Source organism: Aquidulcibacter paucihalophilus, from assembly GCA_030285985.1.
Lineage (GTDB): Bacteria > Pseudomonadota > Alphaproteobacteria > Caulobacterales > Caulobacteraceae > Brevundimonas.
The window spans coordinates 1,722,779-1,748,776 of sequence record CP127384.1 but is presented as its reverse complement, the minus strand read 5'-3'; the positions used below and the strand labels follow the sequence as shown (position 1 = coordinate 1,748,776).

Below are 25,998 nucleotides of genomic sequence, written 5' to 3'. Positions count from 1 at the left end.
CGCGGCGGACGCCCGTTCACGGGTTCAATGAGACACGAGGATCGCGACCGGCGGATCGCCGAGTAGATTCCGGCTGACACCGCCCAGGATCGTCTCGCGCAGGCGCGAATGCCCGTACAGGCCCATCACGATCAGGTCCGCGTCCAGAGCCTCTACCTGGCGACGCAGCACATCCGCGGCCTCAGCGTCGGCCTCCCGGACCACGACGACCTCGACGGTGCAGCCATGCTCATCGAACCAGCGCTGCAGCCGGCTGTCCGGCCCCTCCGACTCTCCTGGCGCGACCACGATCACGTGAACATTTTCCGCCGCGGACAGGAACGGCCAGGCGTCCCGCACGGCCCGCGCCGCTTCCCGGCTTCCGTTCCAGGCGACGACGATCCGGCGGCCGGGCGCAGGGTCCGCGACCCGATCGGGCAGGATCAGCGCCGGTCCGCCCCCCGCGAGCGCGAGGTCGGCGGCGGCCGCGCCGGCGGGGCCGACCGTGGGGAGGCGGCCGGGCGGCAGGACCGTCAGGTCCGTTCGCCGGGTCAACTCCACCACGCCCTCTCCCATGTCGGAGGCAAGCACCAGCCACTCCGAGCGGCACCCGGCTGCGGCGGCCGTCGCCTCGAAGGCCAGCCGCGCCTCTTCGCCCTGGGCCTCCGTCCGGCGCGTGTGCGCGGCGAGGATTTCGGGCGGCACGGCCGGCGGAATGACCGGAGGCATGCCCCAGTAGACCGGCTCGTCCCAGGCTGACAGAGGCAGCGGTGGTTGAGGAAAGGTGCCGGTGAGCCGCGCGTCGAACCGGGCCGCCAGGGTCGCGGCGACGCGGGCCCGCTGCACGGCGGCCTGGCTTCCGTCCACCAAGGTCATGATGCTGCTGTAGGTCACGGCTGGATGTCCTTCTTCCGGGATCGGGATTGAGAGCGACCGTCGGGCCGACCCGCGGGGGCCGCGGGAGGGAACCGGGGCCCATTTGGCGGCCCGCACGAGGACGGCGATCGGATGGCTGGCGGGGAAGGACGCGGTCAGCGCAGCGTCCAGTGCCGCCTCTGCGCGAGGATCGACCGGGCGAATGACTTTCGGGGGCCGGCGCGGCATGGCATCCTCCAACCTGTTATTCATGGCCCGGTCGGAGGTCGCCCGCCTTGATCCGGATCAAGGCGGGCTGCAACGCAGGCCGGCAGGGTCATTCGGCATCGGCGGAGGCTGAATATGCTGACGATGGTCCTTCGGGAGGCTGGCGCGCCGCTCGTGGCCGAACGGCGGCGGGATCCGGTTCCCGGACCGGGTCAGGTTCGCCTGAAGGTCTCGGCATGCGGCGTCTGCCGCACGGACCTGCACGTGGTGGACGGCGATTTGCCCCCCCGCCGAGCCGCCGTCGTCCCCGGCCATGAGATCGTCGGCGTCGTCGACGCCATCGGCCCCGGCGTCGTCGGACGGCGGATCGGGGAGCGCCTCGGTGCCGCCTGGCTCGCCTGGACTTGCGGCGAATGCCGCTTTTGTCGGGAGGGTCGAGAGAACCTCTGCGACCGGGCCGAGTTTCACGGCTGGACCCGGGATGGCGGCTACGCCGACATGATCGTGGCGGACGAGCGGTACTGCTTCTCCCTGCCGGCGACGCTGTCGGATGCGGAATGCGCGCCGCTGCTTTGCGCCGGCCTGATCGGCTTCCGTGCGTGGCGCATGGCCGGCACCAGCCGAACGGTTGAGGCGCTCGGGCTGTACGGCTTCGGCGCGGCGGCCCATCTGCTTGCCCAGCTGGCGCTCTGGCAGGGTCAGAAAGTCTACGCCTTCGTGCGTCCCGGGGACGACGCGGCGATCACGCTCGCCCGGGATCTCGGTTGCACCTGGGCCGGTCCGTCGGGGCAAGCGCCTCCGGTCGCCCTTGACGCCGCCATCATCTTCGCTCCGGCAGGCGAGCTCGTGCCGGAGGCGCTCGGGGCGGTCCGCAAGGGGGGCGCGGTGATCTGCGGCGGCATCCACATGAGCGACATCCCCGCCATGCCGTACGAGCGGTTATGGGGCGAACGGGTCCTGGCGTCCGTAGCAAACCTTACCCGGCAGGACGCCCTGGACTACTTCCCCATGGCCGAGCGGGCGGGCGTGAGGCCGCGTGTGACTCTTTACCCGCTGGCCCGCGCCAACGACGCGCTGGACGATTTGCGGAGCGGCAGGTTCGCCGGCACCGCGGTTCTCATGACCGGGTCAGGTTGAGCCCCGGCGGCACGCAAATCGGTGCACCGTTTGCTGACTCAGCGTTCGCTCTCGAGCGCGAAGGTGATCTTCTCACTGATGCGGTCACGGGCCGCCATTCTCAACGGACGCGTGGATGTTCTCGATGTAGATTGATCGGCCTTGGCGCACCGCGGTCGACGCTTCGGCCACGGCGCGATGGACGGCGTCTTCCCAGCTGGTCCGATTCCGCGAGAACCCCGATGACTTTGAGCATGGTCATGGCTCGAGCCCTTGAGCGCGCGCCGACCCATCGCCGGCACCGCAGCATAGGCGGACGGCATCGGGCCGCCTTGACCCTGATCAAGTCTGCCCGGGCAGCCTCATGCTGTCAGGTCGTTCCGGCCTTCAAGCGCTCTTGATCGGGATCGGAATCTTCCGGGTTGCGGCGCCGGCGTCCAGTGGCGCCGTCACCGTCAGCACCCCCTGCTTGAGAGACGCCTTGATCCCGTCGGCCTTGACGGGGCCGGGCAGCCGCACGGAGCGCGAGAAGCTGCCATAGCGGCGCTCGACCATTCGGACCCCCTTGTCGTGGGTTTCGGCGGAGGACTTCTTTTCGCCACTGACGGTCAGGACGTCGTCCTCGAGATCGATATGGATGTCGTCCTCGGTCATTCCCGGCAGTTCGACGGTCAGCTCGACGGTGCCGTCGGCCTCCCTCATGTCCATGCGCGGCGAGGCGCCGAACACGTCCGAAAGGTCGAAGCCGCTGAAGTCCGCGAGCACGCGGTCAAACTCGCGCTGCAGCGGCGCAAAGAAGGGAGCGACGCCCCGAACGGGGGCCGGGGCGGGGGTGGGGGCTGGTTGAGTGTTCATGGGAAGGCTCCTGTGTCCTTTGTGGCCTATCCACAATGAGGGGCCGCGCCCGCCAGGCATTGATCTCGCTCAAACCGGGGTCGACGGACCGCCTGTCAGCCCTGGCGACCGCGCGCGATCAGAAACGCCGCCAGTCCGCAGCCGAGCAGCAGGACGACGCTGGCCAAGAACAATCCCACCGCCAGCCTCTGGAGGCCCAGATCGGGGTCGAGCAGAATCTGTGCGGGGTCGACCGACCCCGACTGCACGGCGCTGACAAGCAGGGCCCAGGTCAGCGCGCCGCCAGCCAGGGCGATGGTCGCGCCGGTCAGAAGGCCCGATCGCCTCCGGGGCCGCCGGCGATCGCCTCGCGTCGACGCGTTCCGGGGTGGAAGATCGGCGGCCACGCCGACCGGGCCCGGGTCGGGCCAGAGGCCGCGTAACGGCTCCGGCAGGTGGGCGAGGATCTTCCGCACCTCTCCCGCGTCGAGACGCTCGACGAGGACGCCGAAAACCGCCTCCGAGGCTTCGAGCCCGGAAAACGGAAACGACGGGGGCAGACGGTCGGCGACCGCCTCTCCGAAGGCGTCGGGGTCGCGGATGCCCGAGGGGCCGTCCTGCGGCCGCCAGCCCTCCAGCAGCAAGCCCCGGATCAGCATGGGGCACTGGGCGGACAGGCCCAGCACGGCCTCCAGCGGCAGCCGGTCGCGCAACACATGGAGAACGGCGCGAAGCGCCTCGTAGGCGGCATGGCGATCCTCGCACAGGAGCCGCTCCTCGACCGCCTTAAGCCACAGGTTGGCCGCCTGCAGGGAGCTGTCGAAGATGCGCGGGCCCTTGTCCATGACGTCCTCCCTGCGGCACCGCGGCCGGACCTCCGCGTCGGCGAAGATCCGGCCCGAGCCAGATCGCATCCGGGTCTGGCCTGAACCATGCCCGGAAGGCGGCTCCACATGGCCGATGGACCACATGAAGCACCCGCAGACTATGGCCGCTGTCGGCGCCCGCCTTGATCCGGATCAAGGCGGGTTCACTATCGGCGCTGCGGACTTGGGGGCGGAAAAGGAAGCCGATCATGCCGGTCTCGAGCGCGGGCATTCTCGTTCACCGCCGCAGGCCGCAAGGTCCCGAGGTCCTTCTGGTGCATCCAGGCGGTCCCTGGTGGCGCAGTCGCGACCTGGCCGCATGGTCCGTGCCGAAGGGCCTGCCCGAGCCGGGCGAAACACTGGAGGCCGCGGCCGGGCGCGAATTCCGGGAGGAGACCGGGCTGGAACCGCCGGCGGCCGGCCCCGCGCTGACGCCTGTCCGGGTCGGGGCCGGAAAGATCGTCCATTGCTGGCTGGCCGAAGCCGACCTCGACCTCGCCGGTTTCCGCAGCGCGCCATTCGAACTGGAATGGCCGCCCCGATCCGGCCGCCGCATCCTTGCGCCGGAGGCCGATGCCGCCCGTTATTTCGGCGAGGCGGAGGCTCTTGAGCGGATCCTTCCCGGGCAGCGGGCGATCCTGCTGGAGGCCTTCCGCCGATTGGCAGGGCCGGGCAGTCCGCCGTCGCCCTGAAGGGGGCGGAAGCGGTCCGGCGGTTGACACGGATCAATCCCCGGTCCGGCCAGATGACCTAGCCTGTCGGCCACCTCGGCGCGCGGGTTCGCGCGGCAGCGGAGCGGCGATGTCCCCGGAGCCTTCATTCACAGGTCTGGACACGGCCGAGGCCACCCGCCGGCTCGAGGAGGACGGCCCCAACCTGCTGACCGCCGACCGCACCCGGCCCTTGTGGAAGATCGTCGCCGGGGCCCTGCGCGAGCCGATGTTCCTGTTGCTCGCCGCCGCCACCGCCCTCTACCTGGGCCTCGGTGATTTGGCCGAGGGCCTCCTTCTGGGTGCGGCCGGACTGGCCACCATCGCCCTGGTTGTGGCGCAGGAAGCCCGCAGCGAGGCCGCGTTGCGGGCGCTTCGCCGGTTGGCGGATCCCGTCGTCCGGGTCGTGCGCGAAGGCCGGACCCTGACCGTCCCGGCGCGCGAGATCGTCCGGGGCGATCTGGTCCTCGTCGCGGAAGGCCAGCGAATGCCGGCCGACGGCGTTCTGGTCGGACCGGAGGTCCTTCAAATCGACGAGTCGGTCCTGACCGGCGAATCCGCGCCGGTCGTGCGGAGCGGCGCAGGAGCGCAGGCGTCATCGGCCCTGTCGCACCAGGTCTTCGCCGGGACGCTCACCGTCGCCGGGCAGGGCGTGATCCGGGTCACCGCGACCGGAGCCCGGACGGCGCTGGGCCGCATCGGCGCCACCCTGTCAACGATCGACCGGAACCCGACGCCGCTGCAGCGTTCGACTGGCCGCATCGTCGTCCTGATCGGCGGCATGGCGCTCGCTTTCGCGGTCGTCGTCGCCCTCGCCTACGGCCTGTTGCGGGATCTCTGGATCGAAGGCGCCCTCGCCGGCATCACCATCGCCATCGCCCTTATCCCGGAGGAGTTCCCGGTCGTCCTGTCGGTCTTCCTCTCGCTGGGGGCCTGGCGGCTGGCGCAGCATCGCGTGCTCGTGCGCCGGGCCGCCGCGATCGAGGCCCTCGGCGGCGCCACCGTCCTGTGCGTCGACAAGACCGGCACCCTGACCGAGAATCGCATGGAGGTCGCGTCGCTCTGGTCCCCGGAAGACGAAGGCGCCCCCGGCGACGATGCCGGGCCGTCCCTTCGCACGGTGCTTGAGGCGGCGATACTGGCCAGCAGTCCCCAGCCGACCGATCCCATGGATGCGGCTCTGACGGCCCTGGGACCGCCCGGCGGGTCCGATCGGCCGGAGCAGGTCTGGCCGCTGGCACCGCACCGGTTGGCGGTGGTTCAGACCTGGCGGCGGACCGGCAAGAGGCGCACCGCGGCGAAGGGGTCGCCCGAAGCGGTCTTCGCCCTCTGCAGGATGGACGCCGGGCAGACCGCTGCCGCCCGCTCCGCCTTGGAGCGGCTCGCCTCCGACGGCCTGCGGGTCCTCGCGGTGGCGGAGGTGATGCACGACGAACCCGTGGCGGCTCCGGAGGCGCTGGACTTCGTCTTCCTGGGCCTGATCGGATTTCTGGACCCGGTGGCCGCCGACGTGCCGGCGGCGCTGCAGGTCGCGCGGACCGCCGGCATCGAGGTGGCCATGATTACCGGCGACTATCCCGCCACGGCGCTGAAGATCGCCGGCGACGCGGGGATCGACGTGTCCGGCGGTCTGATGACCGGTGCCGAGATCGCAGCGCTTGACGAGGCGTCGTTGGCCGAGCGGGTGCGGACCATTCGGGTCTTCGCCCGTGTCCAGCCGGTGCAGAAGCTGGCGCTGGTCCGCGCCTTCCAGGCAAACGGCGCCGTGGCGGCCATGACAGGCGACGGGGTCAATGACGCGCCGGCGCTGGAGGCGGCCGACATCGGCATCGCCATGGGCGGCCGGGGCTCCGACGTGGCGCGCGAGGCGGCCGACCTCGTCCTGCTCGACGACCGCTTCGCTTCAATCCTCGGGGCGGTGCGGCTGGGGCGCCGGATCTTCACCAACCTGCGCCGGGCGCTGATCTACATCACCGCCATCCATGTGCCGATCGCGGGGCTGGCCCTGCTGCCGATCCTGCTCGGCGCGCCACCGTTCCTGTTCCCGGTTCACGTCGTCCTGCTGGAATTGGTCATCGACCCCGTCTGTGCGCTTGTGTTCGAGGCCGAGCCCAGCGAGGCGGACGCCATGCGGCGCCCCCCGCGCCCGGTGCGAGCGCGCCTGTTCGGCATCGGCGAGCTCGCAGTCGGCCTTGGCCAGGGTCTGGTGATCCTCGCCGCGGTGCTCTGGCTCTATCTCGGCCTCCTACCGCTGGCCGGAGAGGCCGCGGCCCGGGGCGCGGCCTATGCCGCACTGGCGGTCGCCAATCTGGCCCTGGCGCTGGCCAACGCCGCCTCCGCCGGGGTCGGCCTGTTCAGCCCCCATCGGCGCCTGTTCTGGAGCATCGCCGCCGGCCTGGCGCTCGTCCTCCTCGGTGGACTGTATCTGGCTCCGGTCGCCAACCTTTTCCGCTTCAGCGAACCGGAGTTTCCGCACCTGGTGCTTGCGGTCGGGGTCGGCCTGGTGGCCGGAGGTTGGCGCGGCGTGCTGCGCGCCCTCCGCCGCCGCCGGTTTTGATCTGGCTCAAGGCCGGTGCCTCCGTCGCCGCATAGCTTGACCGACCACGGAGACGTCGATGCCCAGCGGCCAGAGCGACCCATTGGATGCAGTCCGGGCGGCCCATCACCAGATCGGCAATAGCCTGCAATCGGTTGTGAGCCTCCTGAGCCTTGAGAGCCGGACGGCACCGCCCGAGGCAGTCGGCATCCTGAGCGAGGCAAGTCGACGCATTCGCGTGGTCATGCGCCTTCATCAACGTCTGCAGGAAGGCTCAGGGGAAGAGGTCCGTCTGGACGACCTCCTGGGAGACGTTTGTCGTGATGTGGCCGAATTGGACGCGATGGATCGAGATGCCGAAATCCGTCTCGACCTTCATCCTTGCACCGCCGGCTCCCGGATCGCCGCCCCCTTGGCCATGATCACCGCGGAACTGGTCGGCAACGCCCTCGAGCACGGACTTGCCCAACGCCCCGGAGTGGTGAGGGTGAGTCTGCGGCCCGGCTCCGACCGCGCCGTTCTGATTGTGTCGGACAACGGAGTCGGCTCTGAGGGCGGCGAGTGGAAGCCCGGCTTCGGACTGTGGCTGGTTTCGCGCATGGCCGGACAGCTCGGCACCGCCGTTGTGGACCAGATCGGCCCCGACGGATCCCGCTACGAGATCGATTGTCCCGGCGTCCGGGCGAATCCGGAATAGGGATCCGGCGACCGCCGATTCCACCCGGAACCCGCGACTAAGGTCCGCTTCGTCTGCTCGATATATAGGCGACGGCGGCGGCGATGGTCGCCAGCTCCGCGGCCTCGGACTCGGGAATGTTCACCCCGAGGCGCTGGTGCAATGCCGTCAAGAGGTTGAGAAAATCCATCGAGTCGAGATCGGCCTGTTCCCGCAAGTCCATGGACGGATCGAGCCCGTCGAAATCTATCTCCGGTGCGATCCGGCCCAGTTCGTCGCGCAGCACGGCGCGGATGTCATCGTCGGTCACAGGGCCTCCGGAGTCTGCAGCAGCCGCCCGATTTCGGCGAGGAAGAGGCCGCCGCGGTGGCCGTCACTGACGCGGTGATCCCCGGCCAGGGTGACGGTCACGACTGGCCGCGGCGTGACCGCACCGTCCACGATCCAGGGGCGCCGGACCACCTTGCCGAAGCCTACGATCGCCACCTGGGGCGGATAGATGACTCCGAACAGGGCCTCGACGCCCCGGTCCCCCATGCTGGTGACGGTGATGGTGGGGTCCGCGATCTCGGAGCTGCGGAATCGCCCCTCTCGCACACGGGCGACCAGATCGCGGGTCCGCGCCATCAGCGTATCGAGGTCGAGGGCAGCCGCGTCGTGGATCGCCGGCGCCGCCAGGCCGCCGCCGCGCAGGGCGATGGCCAGTCCGACATGGACGGCGGGCACCGGTTGGAAGGCGCCGTCAACGAACAGGCCGTTGAACTCCGGATAGGCCCGGGCGGCCCGGGCCACGGCCTTGACGAAGAGCACCCCCGTCAGCAGCCTTTGGGCCGGCGGCCGATCCGCGTTGACGCGCGCCACCCATCCTTCCGCCGCGGCCATGTCGACGGTGTCGGACAGGTAGTAGTGCGGAATCTCCCGCTTGGACCTCGACATGGCTGCGGCGATCGCCGCGCGCATTGCGGCGAAGTCGAAGCGCGGCTTGACCGCTTGCGGCGTCGTCTCCGACCGGGCCGCCTCGACGTCAGCGACCTCGATGATTCCGTCGGGCCCGGCCGCCACGAGCGCGAGATCCACGCCCAGTTCACCGGCCCGTCGGCGCGCCGCCGGGGACGCCTTGAAGCGTTCGCCGGCAGGCCCGGCGGGCGTCGGAAACGGCACCGGCGTGACCGTTACCGGCGCGGGCTCCGCCGCGGGCACCGTCGGTTCCGGCACCGGGGCGGCTGGCTTGACCGGCGCAGCCTCTCCCTCCCCACGCACCAGGGCGAGGGGGGTCCCGACCGGCACGGTGACTCCCGGCTGGACCAGCAGCTGTTCGACCACGCCGGCGTCGAAGATCTCGATCTCGATCGCCCCCTTCTGGGTTTCGACCACGGCGACGATATCGCCGCGCTTGACCGCGTCGCCAGGCTTGACCAGCCACTCGACCAGCGTGCCGGCGTCCATGTCGGCGCCCAGCGAAGGCATGAGGAATTCGGCCATGCTCAGCCCTTCCCCAGCACGGCCCGGGCGGCGGCGATGATCTTGTCCGTCTGCGGCAGGGCGGCTTCCTCCAGATGGCGCGGATAGGGGATCGGGACCTCCTCGCTGCACACGCGGACCGGTGGCGCGTCGAGGTCGAAGAAGACCTTCTCGGCGATGCGCATGCCGATCTCCGCCGCCAGCGAACCGCTGCGCCAGCCCTCGTCGACGATCACCACCCGGCGGGTGCGGGCGACCGAGGCGAGGATGGTCGCCTCGTCCAGCGGGCGAAGAACGCGCAGATCGATCACCTCGGCCTCCACCCCTTCCTTCGCCAGCGCCTCGGCGGCTTCGAGGGTCTTGGCCAGGGACCCGCCGTAGGTGATCAGGCTCAGATCCTTCCCCGCGCGTCGCACCGCCGCCCGGTCGATGTCGACCGGTCCGGCGTCCGCCGCCAGCGGTGCGACGGCGTTGTACAGCATGACGTGCTCGAAGATCAGGACCGGATCGTGTTCCTGCAGGGCGGTCCACAGCATGCCCCGGGCGTCCTCGACGGTGGCCGGCGCCAGGATGCGCAGGCCCGGGATATGGGCGTACCAGCCCTCGAGGCTGTGCGAGTGCTGGGCCGCGAGCTGGCGCCCGGCGCCGGTGGCCATGCGGATGACCAGCGGGCAGCCGAACTGGCCGCCGGACATGTGCCGCAGGGTGGCCGCGCTGTTGAGGATCTGGTCCAGAGCCAACAGGCTGAAATTGACCGTCATCAGTTCGACGATGGGCCGCATGCCGGCCATGGCGGCCCCCAGGCCGGCGCCCGTGAAACCCGCTTCGGACAGGGGCGTGTCCCGGATCCGCGCCGGGCCGAACTCCGCCATCAACCCCTTGGAAACCGCATAACAGCCCCCATAGGCGCCGACGTCCTCGCCCATCAGAAAGACCCGGTCGTCGCGGATCATCGCCTCGCGGATCGCCTGCCGCACCGCCTCGCGATAGGTCGTGTCGACCGGGGCGGCGTGCGGCGGGTGCTGTTCGGGTGCGGGAGGCCGCTCGGCGGCGGTCACATGGCGGGTCAGATCCGCGACCGGCTCGAGGGGCGAAGCCTCGGCGAAGGCGAGCGCCGCCTGGACCTCGGCCGCGGCGGCGGCCTCGAGTGCGGCGACGTCCTCGGGATGGGCCAGACCCGCCGAAAGGGCCCAAGCCTGGAAGCGCCGGATCGGATCCTTCGCCTTCCAGCCCTCCACCTCCGCCTTGTCCCGATAGAGCTGGGCGTCGAACATCGAATGGGCGCGGAAACGGTAGGTGCGGCACTCGAGGAAGAAGGGCTTGCCGGTCTCGCGGATGGCGGCGACGGCCCGCCGGGCGGCGGCCTCGACCGCCACCACATCCATGCCGTCGACCGCCTCTGAGGCGATGCGGTAGCTTTCGGCCTTGCGATGGATGTCGGTCTCGGACTCCGACCGTCCCAGCGCCGTTCCCATGGCGTAGAGATTGTTCTCGCACACGAACAGCACCGGCAGGCCCCACAGCGCCGCCAGATTCAGGCTCTCGTGGAACTCGCCCTCCGCCGCCGCGCCCTCGCCGAAGAAACAGGCGGTGACCCGGTCCTCGCCGCGCATGTGGTCGGCCAGTGCCAACCCCACCGCCAGCGGCAGGCCGCCGCCGACGATGGCGTTGCCGCCGTAGAAATTGGCCGCCCGGTCGAACAGATGCATCGAGCCGCCGCGCCCCCTGCTGCAGCCGTCGCGCCGCCCGAACATCTCGGCCATGATGGCCGGCATCGAAACCCCGCGGGCGAGGGCGTGACCGTGTTCGCGATAGGTGGCGACGACGCGGTCGCCGGGCTCAAGGACCGGGATGACGCCGACGGCCACCGCCTCCTCCCCGTCGTAGAGGTGCAGGAAGCCGCGGATCTTTTCCTGCGTATAGGCCTCGGCGCAGGCCTGTTCGAACGCCCGGATGCGGATCATTCGACCCAGCAGGTCCAGCACATGATCCCGGGACAGCCGGGGCTTGAGGACGGAGTCGGTCATCGCTCCTCGCTCTCCAGGGTCGACAGGTCGCCCTCGGGCAGGCCCAGTTCGCGGGCCTTCAGCAGCCGGCGCATCAGCTTGCCGCTGCGGGTCTTCGGCAGGTTCTGGCGGAAGGCGATGTCCCTGGGCGCCACGGCCGGCCCCAGCCGCTTGCGCGCATGGCCGAGGATGTCCCGGCGCAAGGGCTCGCCCGCCTCGAAGCCGTCTCTCAGGGAGACAAAGGCCTTGACCGTCTCACCCGCGATCGGGTCGGGCAGGCCGATCACCGCCGCCTCCGCCACGGCCGGATGCTCCATCAGGACGCTCTCGACCTCGAACGGACCGATCAGGTGGCCGGCGCTCTTGATGACGTCGTCGGCCCGGCCGACGAACCAGTAGTAGCCGTCAGCGTCGCGCATCGCGAGGTCGCCGGTCAGGTACCAGCCGCCGGCGAAACATTTCCGGAAGCGTTCCTCCTCATGCAGATAGCCGCGCATGATGGACGGCCAGCCGGGCCGCAGGGCCAGTTCGCCCAGGGCCATGGGTTCCAGCGCCTCGCGGACCGACCCGTCGGGGGCCCGCTCCACGATCCCCGCCGTCACGCCCGGCAGCGGCCGGCCCATCGATCCGGGCTTGATGTCCATGGCGGCGAAATTGGCGATCATGATCCCGCCGGTCTCGGTCTGCCACCAGTTGTCGTGGAAAGGCCGACCGAAGGCCTCGACGCCCCAGAGCACCGCCTCGGGGTTCAGCGGTTCGCCGACGCTGGCCATGAAGCGCAGCGCGGGCAGCTCATAGGAGCGCGGGTCGCTGTCCCAGGCCTTCATCAGCATCCGCACCGCCGTCGGGGCCGTGTACCAGACGGTCACTTTCTGCTCGCGCAAGATACGCCGCCAGCGCTCCGCGTCGAACTCGGCCTCGTCGACCACCAGGGTGACGCCATTGGTCAGCGGCGAGATGATCCCGTAGGAGGTGCCGGTCACCCAGCCCGGATCGGCCGTGCACCAGTAGATGTCGCCGGGCCTCAGATCGAGCGCCGTGCGGCCCGTGACATGGTGGGCCACAACCGCCTCATGGACATGTACCGCCCCCTTGGGCCGTCCGGTCGTGCCGCTGGTGAAATGCAGCAGCGCGATATCCTCGGGGCGGGTCGCCACGGTTTCGAAGACGGGCTCGGCCGAGGCCAGAGCGGCTTCCAGACCGATGCAGCGATCGGGCGTCGCGCCGGAGCAGGCAGCCAGGAGAACGTGGCGCAGGCTGGGGACGGCGTCGCGCCAGGCCTCGACCTTGCGATGGTAGAGGGCCTCCGTCGTGACCAGCACACTGGCCTCGCCGATCTCCATTCGCGCCTGCAGCGGCTCCGGTCCGAAGGCCGAGAACAGCGGCGTGAACACCGCTCCTGCCTTCAGCGTCCCGAGGGCGGCGATATAGAGCTCCGGAATTCGGCCCAGCACGGCGTAGACCCGGTCGCCCGGCTTTACATCCAGCGACCGGAGCAGGCTGGCGAAACGGTTGGCCTGTTCCGTCAGCTCGGCGTAGCTGAATTCGCGCACCGTCTCGTCCCGGCCGATCCAGCGCAGCGCCGTCCGGTCGCCCTGCCCCGCCTCCACGTGCCGGTCCAGCGCCTCATGAGCGATGTTGAGCCCGCCCGCCGGCAACCCGCACAGTTCGGCCCGCGCCGTCGCCCAGACGAAGGCGGCCGTCTCCGCGTCATAGTCCTTGAGATTGGCCGCGGCGCGCTCCGGCGCCGACTTGCGGATGACGGGCCAGCTCACGCGCGCCTCACTGGCCGGGACACAGAACGAACCTGTTTCATCATCGCCTCCGAGGGCCATGCTCGGCGGATCGGGCGGCAACCGCCTTGCGCTGGATCAACCTGTCGGCCTGAGATCGATGGCCGCCCGGGCCTCATAGAATTCGGCTGTGCCGTGGGTGCACTCTCCAAGCAGCACCACCCTGGCGTCCGCGAAGACATCGAAGGCCGCGGCGAAGGCCTCGTCGCCGATTGGGGGGAGCGACTCCGAGCGGCGGCGCACAAGGGACGCCAGATCCCGGGTCTGGGAAAGGTCGGCGAAGGTCATCGCCCCGCTCCATCCTGATCCTGTCCGGCCCGATCCCGCGACCGGAAAACATCGCCGTTCCGTCGCCGAGCGCCTTGATATGGGTCAACGCGGCCAAGCAGGATCGACTCAAACTTCATCGAATCCCGAAGTTGGCCATAGGCCATGACAGATTCCGTCGCCGTTCCCCCAGTCGACCTGGCTGGGGATTTGGGGTTGGCGGATCCCGCCAGGAACCTCGTCATCTTCGCGCACGGCTGCGGCTGCAGCCGGCTGAGCCTTGCAATCAGCAAGTTGCCCTTTCTGATGTCGGAATGATCACCCTGCGGTTCGATCTGCTGACTGAAGCCGAGGCCGCGGGATCGCCCTCCTTCCGCCAAAAGGATGAGCAGCTTCCGAACATCTTCATCGCGCGTCTCCGTCCGTCGCTGACCGGCGGCCAGCGGTCGGGTCCTGACATCGAACTGCAACCGGATCATCGCCTTGATGCCCCGCACATGCGGGCATCTGAGGCATGGGCGTCGACACTTCCGGTAATCCCCTTAGGGAGAGCTCCCGAATGTCGCGCCTGGTCACTCAAGCATATCCTTGCAGCTCGACAGGGAGGAATTGACATGACGTCGATTGAACCGCTCAGCCGTGCTTCCAATTCCGTCCTTTCCGGCGCGGCCGAGATCTGGGACGGCTCGCTCAGCATGAACTTCGCACCCGGCGAAGAGATCTACGGCCAGGATGAATCCGCTGACCTGATCTACCAGCTGGTGAAGGGTTCAATCAGAACGAGCCATCTCCTGCCGGACGGGCGCCGACAGATCGGAGACTTCTATTACGAAGGCGACGTTTTTGGCGTGGAGCCCGGGTCTGAGCACCGGTTTTCTGCAGAAGCCCTGACGACCTGCGAAGTGTTGGTAGTGAAGCGGTCAGGATCAGCCGCCTTCGCGCCGGGGAGGGTCCAGCAACTGGTCTGGGCCGCGACAGCCACCGAATTGGCCCGGGCGCAAGTGCACATGCTTCTGCTGGGTCGCGCCACCGCCTGCGAACGGGTGGCCCGCTTCCTTCTCGATATCGCCGATCGGTTCCGGGACGAACTCGTGACCCTGCCAATGAGCCGGCAGGACATGGCAGACTATCTGGGCCTGACCATCGAGACCGTCTCGAGGATGATCGGTCGCCTGCAGGCTGACGGGGTGGTCGAGTTCTCCGGCTCACGACATTTCCGCATCCGGCATCGGGGCGGCCTGAAGAGACTCGCCGCCGCCTGACGAGTTGACCAGCGTCAACGAAGATCTCGACCCACACGCCGCTGATGGGCTTGGAGGCTAACACCATGTCACCCACCGCATCTCACCCCCTCGTCGCCGCTTTGGCCGCCACCTTGGCACTGACCTCCTGCGCAACCCCGACGCCCTACCATCCGGCGTCAATGACGGATCCCGACCACGCGGATGGATACCGCGAGATCCGAGTGGAGCCTGAGCGCTGGCGCGTCGCTTTCGCCGGCAACAGTCTGACCGCGCGCGAGACAGTCGAAACCTACTTGCTGTACCGCGCAGCCGAACTGACCTTGCAGAACGGTTATGACTGGTTCGTGGCGGTAGAACGCGACACCGATGAACACGTCACCCTGGTGGTGCGCGAGCCCATCGGAGCCTGGGGCCCCGGCTGGGAGCCCCACTGGCGCTATGCCTATGGGGTACACGTCGGCTGGCAGACCTGGGATCGCCACGGCCGTGCGCCCGTCTTCGACGTCCAGCGGGTTACCGCCTACGAGGCGGTCGCCGAGGTGGTTATGCGGCGGGGGGCCCGGCCGGCCGATGACCCGCGCGCTTTCGATGCACGAGCGGTCAAGGCGTCTATCGAGAATGGCATCATCCGACCGGAGGACTGACATCATGAATCGTCTCACCGACAAGGTCGCCGTGGTCACCGGAGCCGCCTTGGGCCTGGGCCGGGCGACCGCAATTCGTATGGCGGAAGAAGGCGCAGCCATTGCGCTTCTGGACGTCCTCGACACTGAGGGACAGGAGCTGTTGGCGGTGTTGCAGGAGCGGAGTCTGTCCGCCGCCTACTGGCATTGCGACGTGTCCAGCGAACGTGAAGTCCAAAGAGTGATGCTGGATGTCGTCGGGCATTTCGGCCGCCTCGATATCCTCGTCAACAACGCCGGAGTCGCGGGGGTCAACAAGCCGACGCACGAGATCACCGAGGCGGAATGGGACTGGGTCCAGGCGATCAACGTCAAGGGCGTGTTCTTCTGCACCAAGCACGCCATCCCCCACCTGAAGCGGTCGGGCGGCGGATCGATCATCAACCTGTCGTCGATCTACGGACTGGTCGGCGGACCGGACGTTCCGCCCTACCACGCCTCAAAGGGGGCGGTGCGGTTGATGACCAAGACCGACGCCCTCATCTATGCGCCCGACAGGATCCGGGTGAACTCGATCCATCCAGGCTTCATCTGGACGCCGATGGTGGAAACGCATCTGTCGAGTCAGGGCGATCTGGAAGAGGGCCGCAAGGCGACGGCGGCCCTGCATCCGCTCGGCCATATCGGAGAGCCGGACGACGTCGCCTGGGGCGCTGTCTATCTCGCCTCGGATGAGGCCAAATTCGTAACTGGCGCCGAACTCGTCATCGACGGCGGCTACACGGCGCGCTGATCCCTATTCGCGGGGGCCGGCGGCGATGATCTGGCGCGCCCGGTCCGCGACCGCCTGACGGTGTCGGTCGACCACGTCCTTGCGCATGCCGCCCCCGACGCCGCCAACGTTGTGATGGCCGATGATTTCCAGCCCGGTCACCGCAGCGAAATGCTCATCGAAATGCGTCTGCATTGCTGCCCAAGCGCCGCTGCGCTCGACCCATTCCTGGGGAGCACCCGAAGAGGTGAAGGTGATCATCCGACGGCCCCGAAGCCCGGGCTGGTTGCCGCCCTTCTGGAGCGCGGTGTAGCCGAAACCCATGCCGAAGACGCGGTCGATATAGCCTTTCATCATCGCCGGGGTCGCATTGAACCACAGCGGATAGAAGAAGGCGAAGATGTCTGCGTCGCCGATCGCCTCGCGTTCCCGGGCGACGTCGGCCCTGACCGTTGCGCCCTGGCGACCCGGCATCTCATTGGCATGGAGGCAGGGATCGAAGCGAAGTCGGTACAGGTCACGCTCAACGAGGTCTGAGCCCGCAGCGCGGGCCGCGTCGGCGAAGGCCTGAGCCATGGCAACGGTGAAACTCCTCCGTCGCGGGTGGGCCACCAGGATTGCGATGCGTGGGGCGGAACGTGGCATTGGTCCACCTTCGGGATTCCTGGATCGAAAGCCTTGATCTGGGTCAATGCCCTCGTCTCCGACGTGCTCGGCGACACGGATCGAGAGGTGCGCGACCCTGCCAAACCCCGTGTGGGAACAGGCCCATGAACCACATCTGCTGCATTCGCTGATTGGCACACCACGAGTTCGATGCGGCGAGGGATGGTTCGCTCCGCGTCCTCCAGTGCCCCAAAGCGTCCTTGGGAAGGTTCGCCCGGTACGTCCGCGCAGGTCACGGCCCGGACTTCACGGTTTGCAGATAGGCGATCAGGTCGTCGATTTCGCTGGCTCGAAAGACATACGCCGGCATCGCGGGGTGACTGGTGACCAGGCCCTCGGCGAAGCCTTCCTCCAGCCGATCGAGAGGATAGCGGTGAACAATTGCCCGAAACGATGGGGCGTCCGCCATGGGACTTTCGCCGACAGAGCCCACCGCATGGCAGCCTGCGCAGGCCCGGGTCACGAACTGCCGGCCGCGCACGGCTGCCTGTTCCGTTGTGTCAGGTCTGGGCGGAACCGACCGGAACAGCGGCTGCGGGCTTGCGCAAGCGGCGCAGCTCAGCGCGAGGGCGGCAGCGAGGCGGTGTATGAACATCGTGCGTCTCCAAGGCTGCTCACATTGGGTGTTGGCGAAAGGCGGAGTGTTGATCCTGATCAAGGCGCGCGGCGCCCGGTCGCGGCTCTCTTTGCCCATAGACGGAGACCGCCATGACCTACGCCAGCCTTCTTGTCGCCGTCGATGACGGCCCCGAGAGCGACAGCCGCCTCGAACTGGCCTGTGACCTCGCCAATGCCTTCAACGCTCATCTGACCGGCCTCTGCACCGGTTCCATCGCGCCGCCGCTGTATGATCCGCTGGGCGGCGGGGCCATGGTCGGCGAGTTGCTGGCTCTCTATCGCGACATGGCGGAGGCCGAGGTGAAGCGCGCCGCCGAGCGGTTCGCCGACATCACGCGCGCGCGCGACGTCGAGACCGACTGGCGAGGCCAGATCGGGTTTCCCGGCGAAGTCTGTTCACGGGAAGCGCGGGCGGCCGACCTGGTTATCATCGGGTCGCGCAACCCACGCGCGCCCTACCACGCACCGGAAGTCTCGGACATTCTCATGCAATGCGGACGACCGGTGCTGGTGACTCCGCCGGCCCGCGAGCGCAATCCTGTAGGGGAACAGGCCCTGGTCGCCTGGAAAGATTCCCGCGAATCCCGCCTCGCACTCACCGCGGCTATTCCACTGCTGCAACGGGCCAGGGGCGTGACGCTCTACGCAGTCCGCTCGAGAGAGGACTCCGGGACCGTCGACGGTGAGCTGGCCGATGTTATCAAGTTCCTTGCGCGGCACCGGATCGCCGCGGAGCCGGTGAGTACGGAGCAAGGCGAGGCGACGGTCGGTCGCCAGATCCTTGAGGAGGCTCTCGCCCGAAGCGCTGGTCTGATCGTGTCTGGAGGCTACGGGCACGCACGGTTGCGCGAGTGGGCGCTCGGCGGTGTGACCCGCACACTCCTGGCCGAAAGCACTCTCTGCCTGCTCCTCGCCCACTGAGACCGCCGACAGCACGATGACCAGCGACCTCCACCACATCCGCCTTGAACTCGCCCGGGAACCCGGCAAGCCGGGAGGCGACCGTCAAAGCGGCTATGACATTGTTGCTCCGCTGGACGCTGCGGGCCGCCTGGACCCAAGAGCTGCGCAGACAATGAAAAGCTCTTGCCGGGTCCGGCGCTTCGCGGGTGGCGAGACGGTGGCGATCGGTTGGCTATTGAGCTCCGGTCACGGTCGCTGGATTCTGGATTTTCCCGGCAGCGCCGACGATGAGATCGGCTTCCGCTTTGGTGAAGAGTGCTTCGTGCTGGGCGAATACGTCTCGCTGCAGGCTCCGGATGGAGCCATGCATACCTTCCGGGTCGGCCAACTTCGAGCCTTGTGAGCAGATGCGGATCGGTATCATCGATGGGCACCCGGATGGGGATCCGGCGCGCTTCTGCCATGCCGTGGCTGACGCTTATGCTGACGGCGCGCGTCAGGTCGGGCACGAAGTCCGGTTGCTGCGTCTCGCGGATCTGGATTTTCCTATCCTGCAGGACCGCAACGGCTGGGAGGCCCCGCACGCCTGCCCTGATCTGGCCGCCGCCCAGGCCCTGGTCGCTTGGGCTGAACACCTGGTCATCGTGCATCCCCTCTGGCTCGGAACCGAACCGGCGCGCCTCAAGGCACTGTTTGAGCAGATATTTCGACCCGGTTTCGCCTTCAGAACCGGACGGGCGATGACCGGCCGGCTCACTGGACGCTCTGCGCACATCATCGTGACGATGGGCATGCCGGCGCCGGTCTATCGTTTCTGGTTCGGGGCGCACGGCCGGACGAAGGGCTCGACGGGCGCATAGGGCGTCAGTACGGCACCGCTGTCGGCTAGGGTCTGGCTGACCTGACGAAGATCGTACGACACCGTCACAGGCAGGGCGAACAGCTTCTCCACCACGCTGCGGACTGCGGTGGCCGGCAGATGCTGCATGCCGCGGAACTCCGGCTCAGGCACGATCTCCTCCGGGGGGAACAGCCGCACCATGTTGAGCAGGCCGCCGCGGATGCGTTCATCCCTGAGGTGCCGGCCGACGGCGTTCTGAAGTCCGATCGCTTCGCTGGGCTCGTACAGGAAGATGTGGGCCTGCAGGCCCGGCTCCCCCCGCGCTTCCGCGGCTTCGTTGCGGCTGTCGACCAGGCCCAGATCCTCTATGACCTTGCTGAAAATACGGACTAGCGCATCCGCCTCGGCCGCCCGGTCCGCGGTCGGCAGAACCTCGATCGTCTCGCGCGCGACCCCGTTTTCCACATACAGATAGCCGAGCGTCGTCAGACCGTCGTCCACCGGGTCATGGTCGGCGACTAGGTAGAGCGCGACGTCCACCTTGCCCGGCATCAGGAAGGTATGGGGATCCACGCCGGCACCCGGGTGACCCTCCCGCAGGGCCTTGGCCCGCAGGATCAGGGCGTCCGCCCGGCGCGACAGCGACCAGCCTGCCCCGTCCATCTTGCCGATCCCGGGGGATGCGTCCGCCAACTGCGCGACCGAGTGGATACCGACGCCATGGAGCGTGCGCTTAGATTCGTGCGACAGCCCGGCGACCGCTGAAAGATCGCGCCGGTGCGCGGGCCGATCGGCCGCGACCGCTGCGCCGCAATGCGGTAGATAGGCGCACTGTTCGCACTTGAAGTAGACGTGGAAGAAAGTGTCATCCACCTCCCTCGACACCGTGCGGGAGGCGATCTGCGGCAGGGTGTTTCGGCAGAAGTCGTCGACCTGCCGCAGATAGGGCGTCAGCAGGAATTCATCCACCCCATAGGCGTGTCCCGAAGCGTCGCTCCCCTCGGCGATGTGCCAGATCTCTCCCATGGATGCGACGATCCCTGGTGCTCCGATCTCCTGCAGCACGCTCTGAAGAAGACGAACGTAGTAGGCGACCTGTGTCTTGTGGAACGGCCGCGCCGCCCGCGTCGCCTTGATGTCGATAACCTTGAAGACAGGAACCGGTTCGCTGAGATCGCGGTGAATCAAGTCGGCGAAGCTGTGACGCAACTTGAGGTCGCTCCCAGCTCCAAGGATGGCGTCAGCGTTGCGGGGCCGAAGATTGACCTGGGCCGCGTACTCGGCTGACCCCTCGCCCCGAAGGAAAGCTACAGCAAGCCGCTCCAGCAGGCCTTCCTTCGCGACCCGTGGCCTGAGCACGCCGGTCGTCCGGGCGAGCTGCGCGACGACCCGATCTTCGAACTCGACGCCGAGCACGGCCCACGATTCCTCCCGGCCGTCCTTGACGACCGGCACCGCCGCCAGGTCCTCCGGGTCCATGATCTCGTATCGGGTCTTCCGTTCGCAGCGGTACTGGAACCAAGACTTGATCGTCGACCCGCTAATACCCTTCGCCATGCACTCCCCTTTGACGCGCCGGCAGGAAGGTCATTCCGTGGCGTATTGCGCGCCTTGCGCCAAACGTGGTGTGATTCTCATTTCGGTAGCGACGGAAGAGACGTCATTCCCACCGGCAGGGCGAACGGCTTCCCTTGCTCCTTCGGGACCGCAATGCATCTTGCTCTGCCGACTGATGCCGACCGAACTCGAGCACGTCTGAACATCGTCGAAGAGACGCGGGTTGAAAGCAGCGAGTACAGGAGAAGCAACTTGCGCTCGGCTCTTCACAGGGGCGAGGAAAAATGGATTCTGGCTGACGGACGCGGCGTGGAGCCTCTCTCGGCCCAAGGACAGGCTTAAGACTCAGTCCATTCTCCTCCCGTCAGGTCGGCCGCTGAGCGCCATGAGCCGACATTAGCGCACCTGCGCAAAGTGGACGTTGGCGCAGCCGATTGGAAGACGGTTTGCTTCGACCCGTCGAAGACATTGGGGCCGGCCATCCGCTTGGCTACCGCGCTTTGAGATCGCGAGGGTTGCGCATAGCTGCGTGCGTTAGCGCACAGAGGGCTTGAACGCCTTCATCCCAGCATCTGTCCGCACCTTTCGCCTCTCGTGACGACGAGGCAGATATCGCGCATAGAGCGAACAGAACCTGGGAGGGGGACAGGATGACCATCGAAGACGAAATCGTTGGCGCGCTCGATACAACGGAACTGAAAGTCCTTCTGACGACCCACGGCGCCGCAACAAACCGACCAATGGTCGAGCGCGACCTCCGTCAAAGGCGACCAGAGATCGAGCTGGAGCTCTCGAAAGCCACGGCCGACTGGCGAGAGGCGCAGGCGGAAGCGAGGACCGCCAATTTTGCCGCTGATGAGATCATTGCTCATACCGGGCACAAGTTCCGTTTGGGACTCGCCCTTCTCGCGGGGTCCATTGGAGTCGCCATGGCGGTGGTTAGCCGCTGGCCGGGCTGGCGTCCGGCCCAAGCCTTCTTCGAAACTTGGATCGCCCCGTTCAGCTCAAACTGGCTCACGGGCGGCCTGTGGGTCCTGTCGTATGGCACCATCGCACTCCTGATCTACGAGGCATTCTTCTTCGCCGTCCTTGCCCGGAGACATCGATGGAAGGTTCGCGAACGGTTCGGGTTGCCGCAGCTCGATCAGGCCGTTCAGCGTGCCGACGCAGTCCGCCATGATCAGCTTGTGCACCTAGTCAGGGATCACGTCACCGAGATCCTGAACACCCTCCAGGGGCCGATCTATAGCGGCCAGCTGCGGGTCAGGAGGGACCCCACGAAGCGCGGACGACAGATCCTGACCGTAGGATCAGGTCTGACGGAGGTCGGTACCACCGAGAACGAGGTTTCGACGTCAGAGTGGAAAACGCTCCTGCGACAGTTCTCGACGCTCCCGGGCGCCAGTATCGGTGTCAGCGGCCCAAGAGGGGCCGGGAAGACCACGCTCCTGTCATCCTTCTGCAGCGCCAATCCGACTATCAACGGCAAGCCCGCGATCTCGGTCGCGACCTCAGCTCCCGTCGAATACGAGAGTCGGGAGTTCCTTTTGCACGTCTTCGCGGCTCTATGTCGGCGCGTCATCGAGACCGAAGGTGGGCGCAATCGCTTCCATATCGAGTTCGACGAGGACGCCGCGGATGCCGATCGTCGGAGACGTCGCATGCTGGCCCGCGATTTTTCGCTGTACGGAAAACTGCTTCTGCTTGCCGGGGCCGCCGCGGTCTCCACGGCCGTCGTCGCCTCGACGGCAAATGTCCCCGCTCGCCCGACGGCGACCGCCCAAGTTGCGGAACTGGCGACGGCGGCGCCGGAGATCCGGCCCACAAGCCAGCAGACACCACCGGCGCAGACCGTCGCCGCCACCGGAGGTCCGACCGGAGGGGGCCTGCCCGTGGCCCCGCGAACCGTGCCGACGGTGGAACAACTTCTGGCAAGTTCGCCGCTGTTCACGGGCGGCATTGCCCTCAGCCTGTTTGCGATGATGATGCTCTTGGGGTCGCGCTCACCATTTCAGCGCCTTCTGCTCGGCCGCGACCGATTCCCGACGCCGCCCGAGTTCGCCGGCGCTCCCCTCGCCGCCCGCGCCAAGGTCGAGCTCCGGCACATCGCCTTTCAGCGCACCTACACCTCTGGCTGGGGCGGCGGATTGAAGCTCGGGGTCGGGCTGGAGACGTCGCGAACCGGCGGCGTCACGGTAGCGGAGCGGACGGAGAGCCTGCCAGACCTTGTTGTACGCTTTCGGTCCTTCGTGGAAGGCGTCGCCGACCACTACCAAAACGTGGTCATCATCGGCATCGATGAACTCGACAAGCTCAAGACCGCGCAGCAGGCCGAAGCCTTCCTGAACGGCGTCAAGTCCATCTTCGGAATCAACCGCTGCTTCTATCTGGTCAGCGTCTCCGAACACGCCTTGGCGGCGTTCGAGCGCCGCGGTCTCGGGTTCCGGGACGCGTTCGACAGTGCCCTCGACGACATCATTCAACTCGACTTCCTGTCCTTGGAGCAGTCGCGCGCTCTCCTCGCTCGCAGGATTCTCCGGCTCCCGGACCCATTCCTTCAGGTCTGCCACATGTTCTCGGGCGGACTGCCGCGCGACCTCATACGGCAAGGGCGCACCCTGCTTGACGTCGCGGAGACGTCCGAAAAGGGGATGATCACCCTCAAACAGGCGGTCGACGCTATGGCGGAAGCTGATCTCGCTACCCGCCTGCGAGCGACCGGTATCGCGGTGCGGAACGCTAAGGAAACCGTCGAGACCAACGATCTTCTCGCGGCCTTGGCGGTCCTGCCTGCAGAGGCCACGCTGGCGGCAGCCCGGGGTGCCCTCGGCCGCTTCAGGGGAACGATCGACGCCTTGTCGGGACTTAACGCCACGGAAGACGGCCGAACGCTCGCTCGCTTCGCCCGCGAAATGGCCGTGCACTACGAGATCGTCATTCTGATCCGGATTGTCGCGCGCGGTCTGGAGTCTCGTGCGGGCTGGGATGACCTTTCGTCCCGAGGTCTGGCCGACGAGGTCGCGCGAGTTCGTCAGGCCTTGGAGATCAGCGCGCCGCTCGCTGAGGTCCGGCTGGCAAAAGCAAGGCGCGTCGTCTTTCCTGGAGCGATCTGAGACATGATTGAGGATCCTTGGAGACCATCGACGAAGCCGCACCGCTCGACTTGGTCCCCAGAGCGTAGGCGAGAGCGGGGCCATGAAGTTCAACTCCAGCTCCGACCGATTCGAGAGATAACGTCCGGGAGCCACTCCCCGATGTGGGGCCTTCACCAAGACCCAACTCCTTGGGCAGCAAACGGTAAGTCCGCTGAAATCTGCTTCTGCCCTTGATTCACGCGAACTTCCGGTCAGCGCCAGAACCGGTCATTCACTGAGCGCCGGAAACACGACATTCAGGCATGCCGTCTGAGCCTGGGAAAGTCCGCTTTTTGGTCCGATGCCTTTGGCAGCTCCCGACCCATTGCGGACATTGCGACGGGCGTCATAACGTCGAGTGGGTTGGCTGGATTGGATGAGGGCAATGCACGCAGGGAAGAGACAGATTGTCGGCTACGGCATTCTACTTGCTGCCGCTGCCCTCTTCTTTTGGTGGGGCTTCCTATTCGACACGTGGGGAAGGCGGTTCAGCCTTGATCCCGCTTTTCTTGGATTTGTGGGCTGGTTCGGGGTTGGTGCCTTCGGCGCAGGGTATGCCAATGGCGGCTACCGAACGGGCTTGAAGTGGGGAGGGATTGTGCTCGCAGTCCTCGCTGCCGCCTTTGGCGTTGGGGTGCTGACCGGGAACTACAGCTAACCCCCCCCCTCAGGCGACAGTCGGTTCCCGCCCCATAGCGGACACTGCAGACGTTAATTCCGGTCGGATAGGATTTCGATTTCCCGAAATCGAGCCCATGTGCCGAGCAGCGAAGCAGTAGCCAAAAGCACGAACCCGGTGAGGTAAACCGCCCAAGCAAGTCCGGTGCTTCCCCAGCCAAGTCGCCCGTCCGCCATACGGGCAGAGAAGACAAAGACGCCTGCCAGCACGATCAAGGCCAGGAGCCCAACTCCAAGACGGTTCAGCCGTCTGAGTTGAGCCTCTTGCATCTCCGTCGCGCTCTTCCGCCCTTCTTTGACGATCTTAAGCAGTTCGATGAAGCCGGACTGGAGGAACAGAACCAGCCCGATCAAGAATATCATCACCGGGAGCACGTCTGCCCAGAGGGGCGCGGACGCGTTTGAGTCGGATGGCGCGACCCTGAACCAGATGGCACCGGCCATCATGAACAGGCCAATGCCCCCAAGGACTGCGGCCCGGCGTTGTCTGCCCTCTGTCATACCTAAAGGGTTGCTGCTTCCGCGCTGACTGTCCACCTTCGACGAAAGTCGGCTCCCGACCCAAAGCGGACGTTCGGACTGCTCGAAAAAATGGAGATCAGGGGTTTCGCTGCACGATCGGTTTTGCCCATGAGAGAACTTCGAGACATTCGTCTGAACCCGCGACGAGATAGTGCTTCACTTCCGGATCGGGTCCGGCGGCCGAGCTTTCATACTCCGCCAGCCACGCGCTACCCTCCAGTTCGTAGACAAACCCCCATGGACCGCCTTGCGCACCGAGCATCGACCAATACCAACGCAGATTGCCTTCGTCAGTCACCCTGAATGCAGTCGGGCGTTCCACTGAGACAGAGATTGCCTCGTCTCCATTGCTGAAGTGGGCGATCAAGTTCCAGTCGCTCTCCGCGCCATAGCGAAGATCGAGTAGCGTCGCGGCACCCGGCGGCAGGCCTTCCGAAATTTCCAGGACATTGATGCGTTTGGGCTTCACGGGCACCTCCCTTGAGCGCGCTGGTGGCATTCTCATACCGCTCATGGCCTCAGGATGTCCGCTTCCCAAATTCAGCCGAAAGTCCGCTTCCGACCCATAGCGGACGTCCGGCGAGTCCGCTTTCGGCGTCTCATTCGCCGCAACAGCTCGGCAAGCTCCCGCTGGCGTGCCGTAAGCGAGGTCTTTATCGGGCATGGGTTGAGCTGATGGGCGATGCCGCTGAGTCGGGCTTGGCTTTGCAGCGGAAGGTCGGTTCCAGGGTGCCGGTACTGGCGCAGCAGCGGGCTGGTGTTCTCATTAGAGGCGCGCTGCCACGGTGACCGAGGATCGCAGAAGTAGGCCTCGGCATTGAAACTCGAGCCCCCAACAAGCCCGTGGTGATTCACACGGGGGCAGCCGAGCGAAGATGAAGGTGCGGCGAAATCGTGCCTATCCGGCATGGCGTGAGGCTGTGGAATCTACCGGAACAAGTTGGTCGATTTCGCGACAGGCGCGAGGCTGGGCACCTGGCTGGTCAGCGGCATGAGTGCGAGCTGGCAGAGGCACAGGACGCACGGCCGGGAAAACTCATGGCTGTGCCAGATAACTCCGAATTCCGGAGGTCTTGACCAAAATCAACGAGCTCGACCTCGCCGACTCGTAAC

The 25,998-nt window shown here is 67.2% G+C and carries 24 protein-coding genes and 1 pseudogene; 11 read left to right on the top strand and 14 right to left on the bottom strand.

Annotated elements, in window-relative coordinates:
- Positions 1-24: 24 nt before the first annotated feature.
- Positions 25-873: a universal stress protein gene (locus KB221_08445; protein WIY68138.1), complete on the bottom strand. Its 849-nt coding sequence runs from the start codon at positions 871-873 to the stop codon at positions 25-27.
- 324 nt (positions 874-1,197) lie between these two features.
- On the opposite strand from KB221_08445, the gene KB221_08440 reads away from it, so the two are divergent.
- On the top strand, positions 1,198-2,199 hold the full coding sequence (locus KB221_08440; protein ID WIY68137.1) for a zinc-dependent alcohol dehydrogenase family protein: 1,002 nt from the start codon (positions 1,198-1,200) through the stop codon (positions 2,197-2,199).
- Between the two features lie 366 nt (positions 2,200-2,565).
- Here KB221_08440 and KB221_08435 read toward each other — a convergent pair whose 3' ends face one another.
- On the bottom strand, positions 2,566-3,033 hold the full coding sequence (locus tag KB221_08435) for an Hsp20/alpha crystallin family protein (GenBank protein ID WIY68136.1): 468 nt from the start codon (positions 3,031-3,033) through the stop codon (positions 2,566-2,568).
- A 95-nt stretch (positions 3,034-3,128) separates the two neighbouring features.
- Positions 3,129-3,857 (bottom strand): DUF2267 domain-containing protein, encoded by a 729-nt coding sequence (locus KB221_08430; protein WIY68135.1) that lies wholly within the window; start codon positions 3,855-3,857, stop codon positions 3,129-3,131.
- A 164-nt stretch (positions 3,858-4,021) separates the two neighbouring features.
- Between KB221_08430 and KB221_08425 the strand changes: the two genes are divergently transcribed.
- The 3 genes from KB221_08425 (at position 4,022) to KB221_08415 (ending at position 7,821) form a co-directional block, all read left to right on the top strand.
- Positions 4,022-4,570, top strand: coding sequence for an NUDIX domain-containing protein (locus KB221_08425; GenBank protein ID WIY68134.1), 549 nt, complete (start codon positions 4,022-4,024; stop codon positions 4,568-4,570).
- A gap of 109 nt (positions 4,571-4,679) precedes the next feature.
- Positions 4,680-7,145 (top strand): HAD-IC family P-type ATPase, encoded by a 2,466-nt coding sequence (locus KB221_08420; protein ID WIY68133.1) that lies wholly within the window; start codon positions 4,680-4,682, stop codon positions 7,143-7,145.
- A 58-nt stretch (positions 7,146-7,203) separates the two neighbouring features.
- Positions 7,204-7,821: a sensor histidine kinase gene (locus tag KB221_08415; protein WIY68132.1), complete on the top strand. Its 618-nt coding sequence runs from the start codon at positions 7,204-7,206 to the stop codon at positions 7,819-7,821.
- A 37-nt stretch (positions 7,822-7,858) separates the two neighbouring features.
- Here the strand turns inward: KB221_08415 and KB221_08410 are convergent, their stop codons facing one another.
- From KB221_08410 to KB221_08390, 5 genes are all read right to left on the bottom strand, one after another.
- Positions 7,859-8,110 (bottom strand): acyl carrier protein, encoded by a 252-nt coding sequence (locus KB221_08410; protein ID WIY68131.1) that lies wholly within the window; start codon positions 8,108-8,110, stop codon positions 7,859-7,861.
- Positions 8,107-9,282, bottom strand: a complete 1,176-nt coding sequence (locus KB221_08405) for a dihydrolipoamide acetyltransferase family protein (protein ID WIY68130.1) — start codon at positions 9,280-9,282, stop codon at positions 8,107-8,109. The genes KB221_08410 and KB221_08405 overlap by 4 nt, the downstream gene beginning before the upstream one ends.
- Positions 9,283-9,284: 2 nt before the next feature.
- Entirely contained in the window at positions 9,285-11,288 is a 2,004-nt protein-coding gene (pdhA, locus tag KB221_08400; protein WIY68129.1) for a pyruvate dehydrogenase (acetyl-transferring) E1 component subunit alpha, read from the bottom strand.
- Positions 11,285-13,042 carry an acetate--CoA ligase gene (gene acsA, locus KB221_08395; GenBank protein WIY68128.1) on the bottom strand — a complete coding sequence of 586 codons (1,758 nt, stop codon included), beginning with the start codon at positions 13,040-13,042 and terminating at the stop codon, positions 11,285-11,287. The genes pdhA and acsA overlap by 4 nt, the downstream gene beginning before the upstream one ends.
- A 96-nt stretch (positions 13,043-13,138) precedes the next feature.
- A complete protein-coding gene (locus KB221_08390; protein ID WIY68127.1) occupies positions 13,139-13,348 on the bottom strand; it encodes a hypothetical protein in 210 nt (69 codons plus the stop codon).
- Between the two features lie 293 nt (positions 13,349-13,641).
- Between KB221_08390 and KB221_08385 the strand changes: the two genes are divergently transcribed.
- From KB221_08385 to KB221_08375, 3 genes are all read left to right on the top strand, one after another.
- On the top strand, positions 13,642-14,589 hold the full coding sequence (locus tag KB221_08385) for a helix-turn-helix domain-containing protein (protein ID WIY68126.1): 948 nt from the start codon (positions 13,642-13,644) through the stop codon (positions 14,587-14,589).
- Between the two features lie 161 nt (positions 14,590-14,750).
- Positions 14,751-15,215 (top strand): hypothetical protein, encoded by a 465-nt coding sequence (locus tag KB221_08380; GenBank protein ID WIY68125.1) that lies wholly within the window; start codon positions 14,751-14,753, stop codon positions 15,213-15,215.
- Positions 15,216-15,219: 4 nt separating this feature from the next.
- Complete coding sequence (locus KB221_08375; GenBank protein WIY68124.1) at positions 15,220-15,987, top strand: glucose 1-dehydrogenase; 768 nt, start codon at positions 15,220-15,222, stop codon at positions 15,985-15,987.
- Positions 15,988-15,990: 3 nt separating this feature from the next.
- Here KB221_08375 and KB221_08370 read toward each other — a convergent pair whose 3' ends face one another.
- On the bottom strand, positions 15,991-16,542 hold the full coding sequence (locus KB221_08370) for an NAD(P)H-dependent oxidoreductase (protein WIY68123.1): 552 nt from the start codon (positions 16,540-16,542) through the stop codon (positions 15,991-15,993).
- Positions 16,543-16,864: 322 nt separating this feature from the next.
- A complete protein-coding gene (locus KB221_08365) occupies positions 16,865-17,227 on the bottom strand; it encodes a cytochrome c (protein WIY68122.1) in 363 nt (120 codons plus the stop codon).
- Between the two features lie 113 nt (positions 17,228-17,340).
- Here KB221_08365 and KB221_08360 point away from each other — a divergent pair, with 113 nt between their 5' ends.
- From KB221_08360 to KB221_08350, 3 genes are read left to right on the top strand one after another with little or no spacing between them, the layout of a single operon-like run.
- Positions 17,341-18,171: a universal stress protein gene (locus KB221_08360; GenBank protein WIY68121.1), complete on the top strand. Its 831-nt coding sequence runs from the start codon at positions 17,341-17,343 to the stop codon at positions 18,169-18,171.
- A gap of 16 nt (positions 18,172-18,187) precedes the next feature.
- The gene (locus tag KB221_08355; protein ID WIY68120.1) at positions 18,188-18,556 is read left to right on the top strand and encodes a hypothetical protein; all 369 of its coding nucleotides are present in this window, start codon (positions 18,188-18,190) and stop codon (positions 18,554-18,556) included.
- Between the two features lie 4 nt (positions 18,557-18,560).
- Positions 18,561-19,013 carry an NAD(P)H-dependent oxidoreductase gene (locus tag KB221_08350; GenBank protein ID WIY68119.1) on the top strand — a complete coding sequence of 151 codons (453 nt, stop codon included), beginning with the start codon at positions 18,561-18,563 and terminating at the stop codon, positions 19,011-19,013.
- Here KB221_08350 and KB221_08345 read toward each other — a convergent pair.
- A complete protein-coding gene (locus KB221_08345) occupies positions 18,959-20,551 on the bottom strand; it encodes a hypothetical protein (GenBank protein WIY68118.1) in 1,593 nt (530 codons plus the stop codon). The genes KB221_08350 and KB221_08345 overlap by 55 nt on opposite strands.
- A 650-nt stretch (positions 20,552-21,201) precedes the next feature.
- Here KB221_08345 and KB221_08340 point away from each other — a divergent pair.
- Complete coding sequence (locus KB221_08340; protein ID WIY68117.1) at positions 21,202-23,664, top strand: P-loop NTPase fold protein; 2,463 nt, start codon at positions 21,202-21,204, stop codon at positions 23,662-23,664.
- 732 nt (positions 23,665-24,396) lie between these two features.
- Here the strand turns inward: KB221_08340 and KB221_08335 are convergent.
- From KB221_08335 to KB221_08325, 3 genes and pseudogenes are all read right to left on the bottom strand, one after another.
- Positions 24,397-24,717: a hypothetical protein gene (locus KB221_08335; GenBank protein WIY68116.1), complete on the bottom strand. Its 321-nt coding sequence runs from the start codon at positions 24,715-24,717 to the stop codon at positions 24,397-24,399.
- 244 nt (positions 24,718-24,961) lie between these two features.
- Positions 24,962-25,354, bottom strand: coding sequence for a hypothetical protein (locus tag KB221_08330; protein ID WIY68115.1), 393 nt, complete (start codon positions 25,352-25,354; stop codon positions 24,962-24,964).
- A gap of 71 nt (positions 25,355-25,425) precedes the next feature.
- Positions 25,426-25,692: pseudogene (locus tag KB221_08325) on the bottom strand (hypothetical protein).
- Positions 25,693-25,998 lie beyond the last annotated feature (306 nt).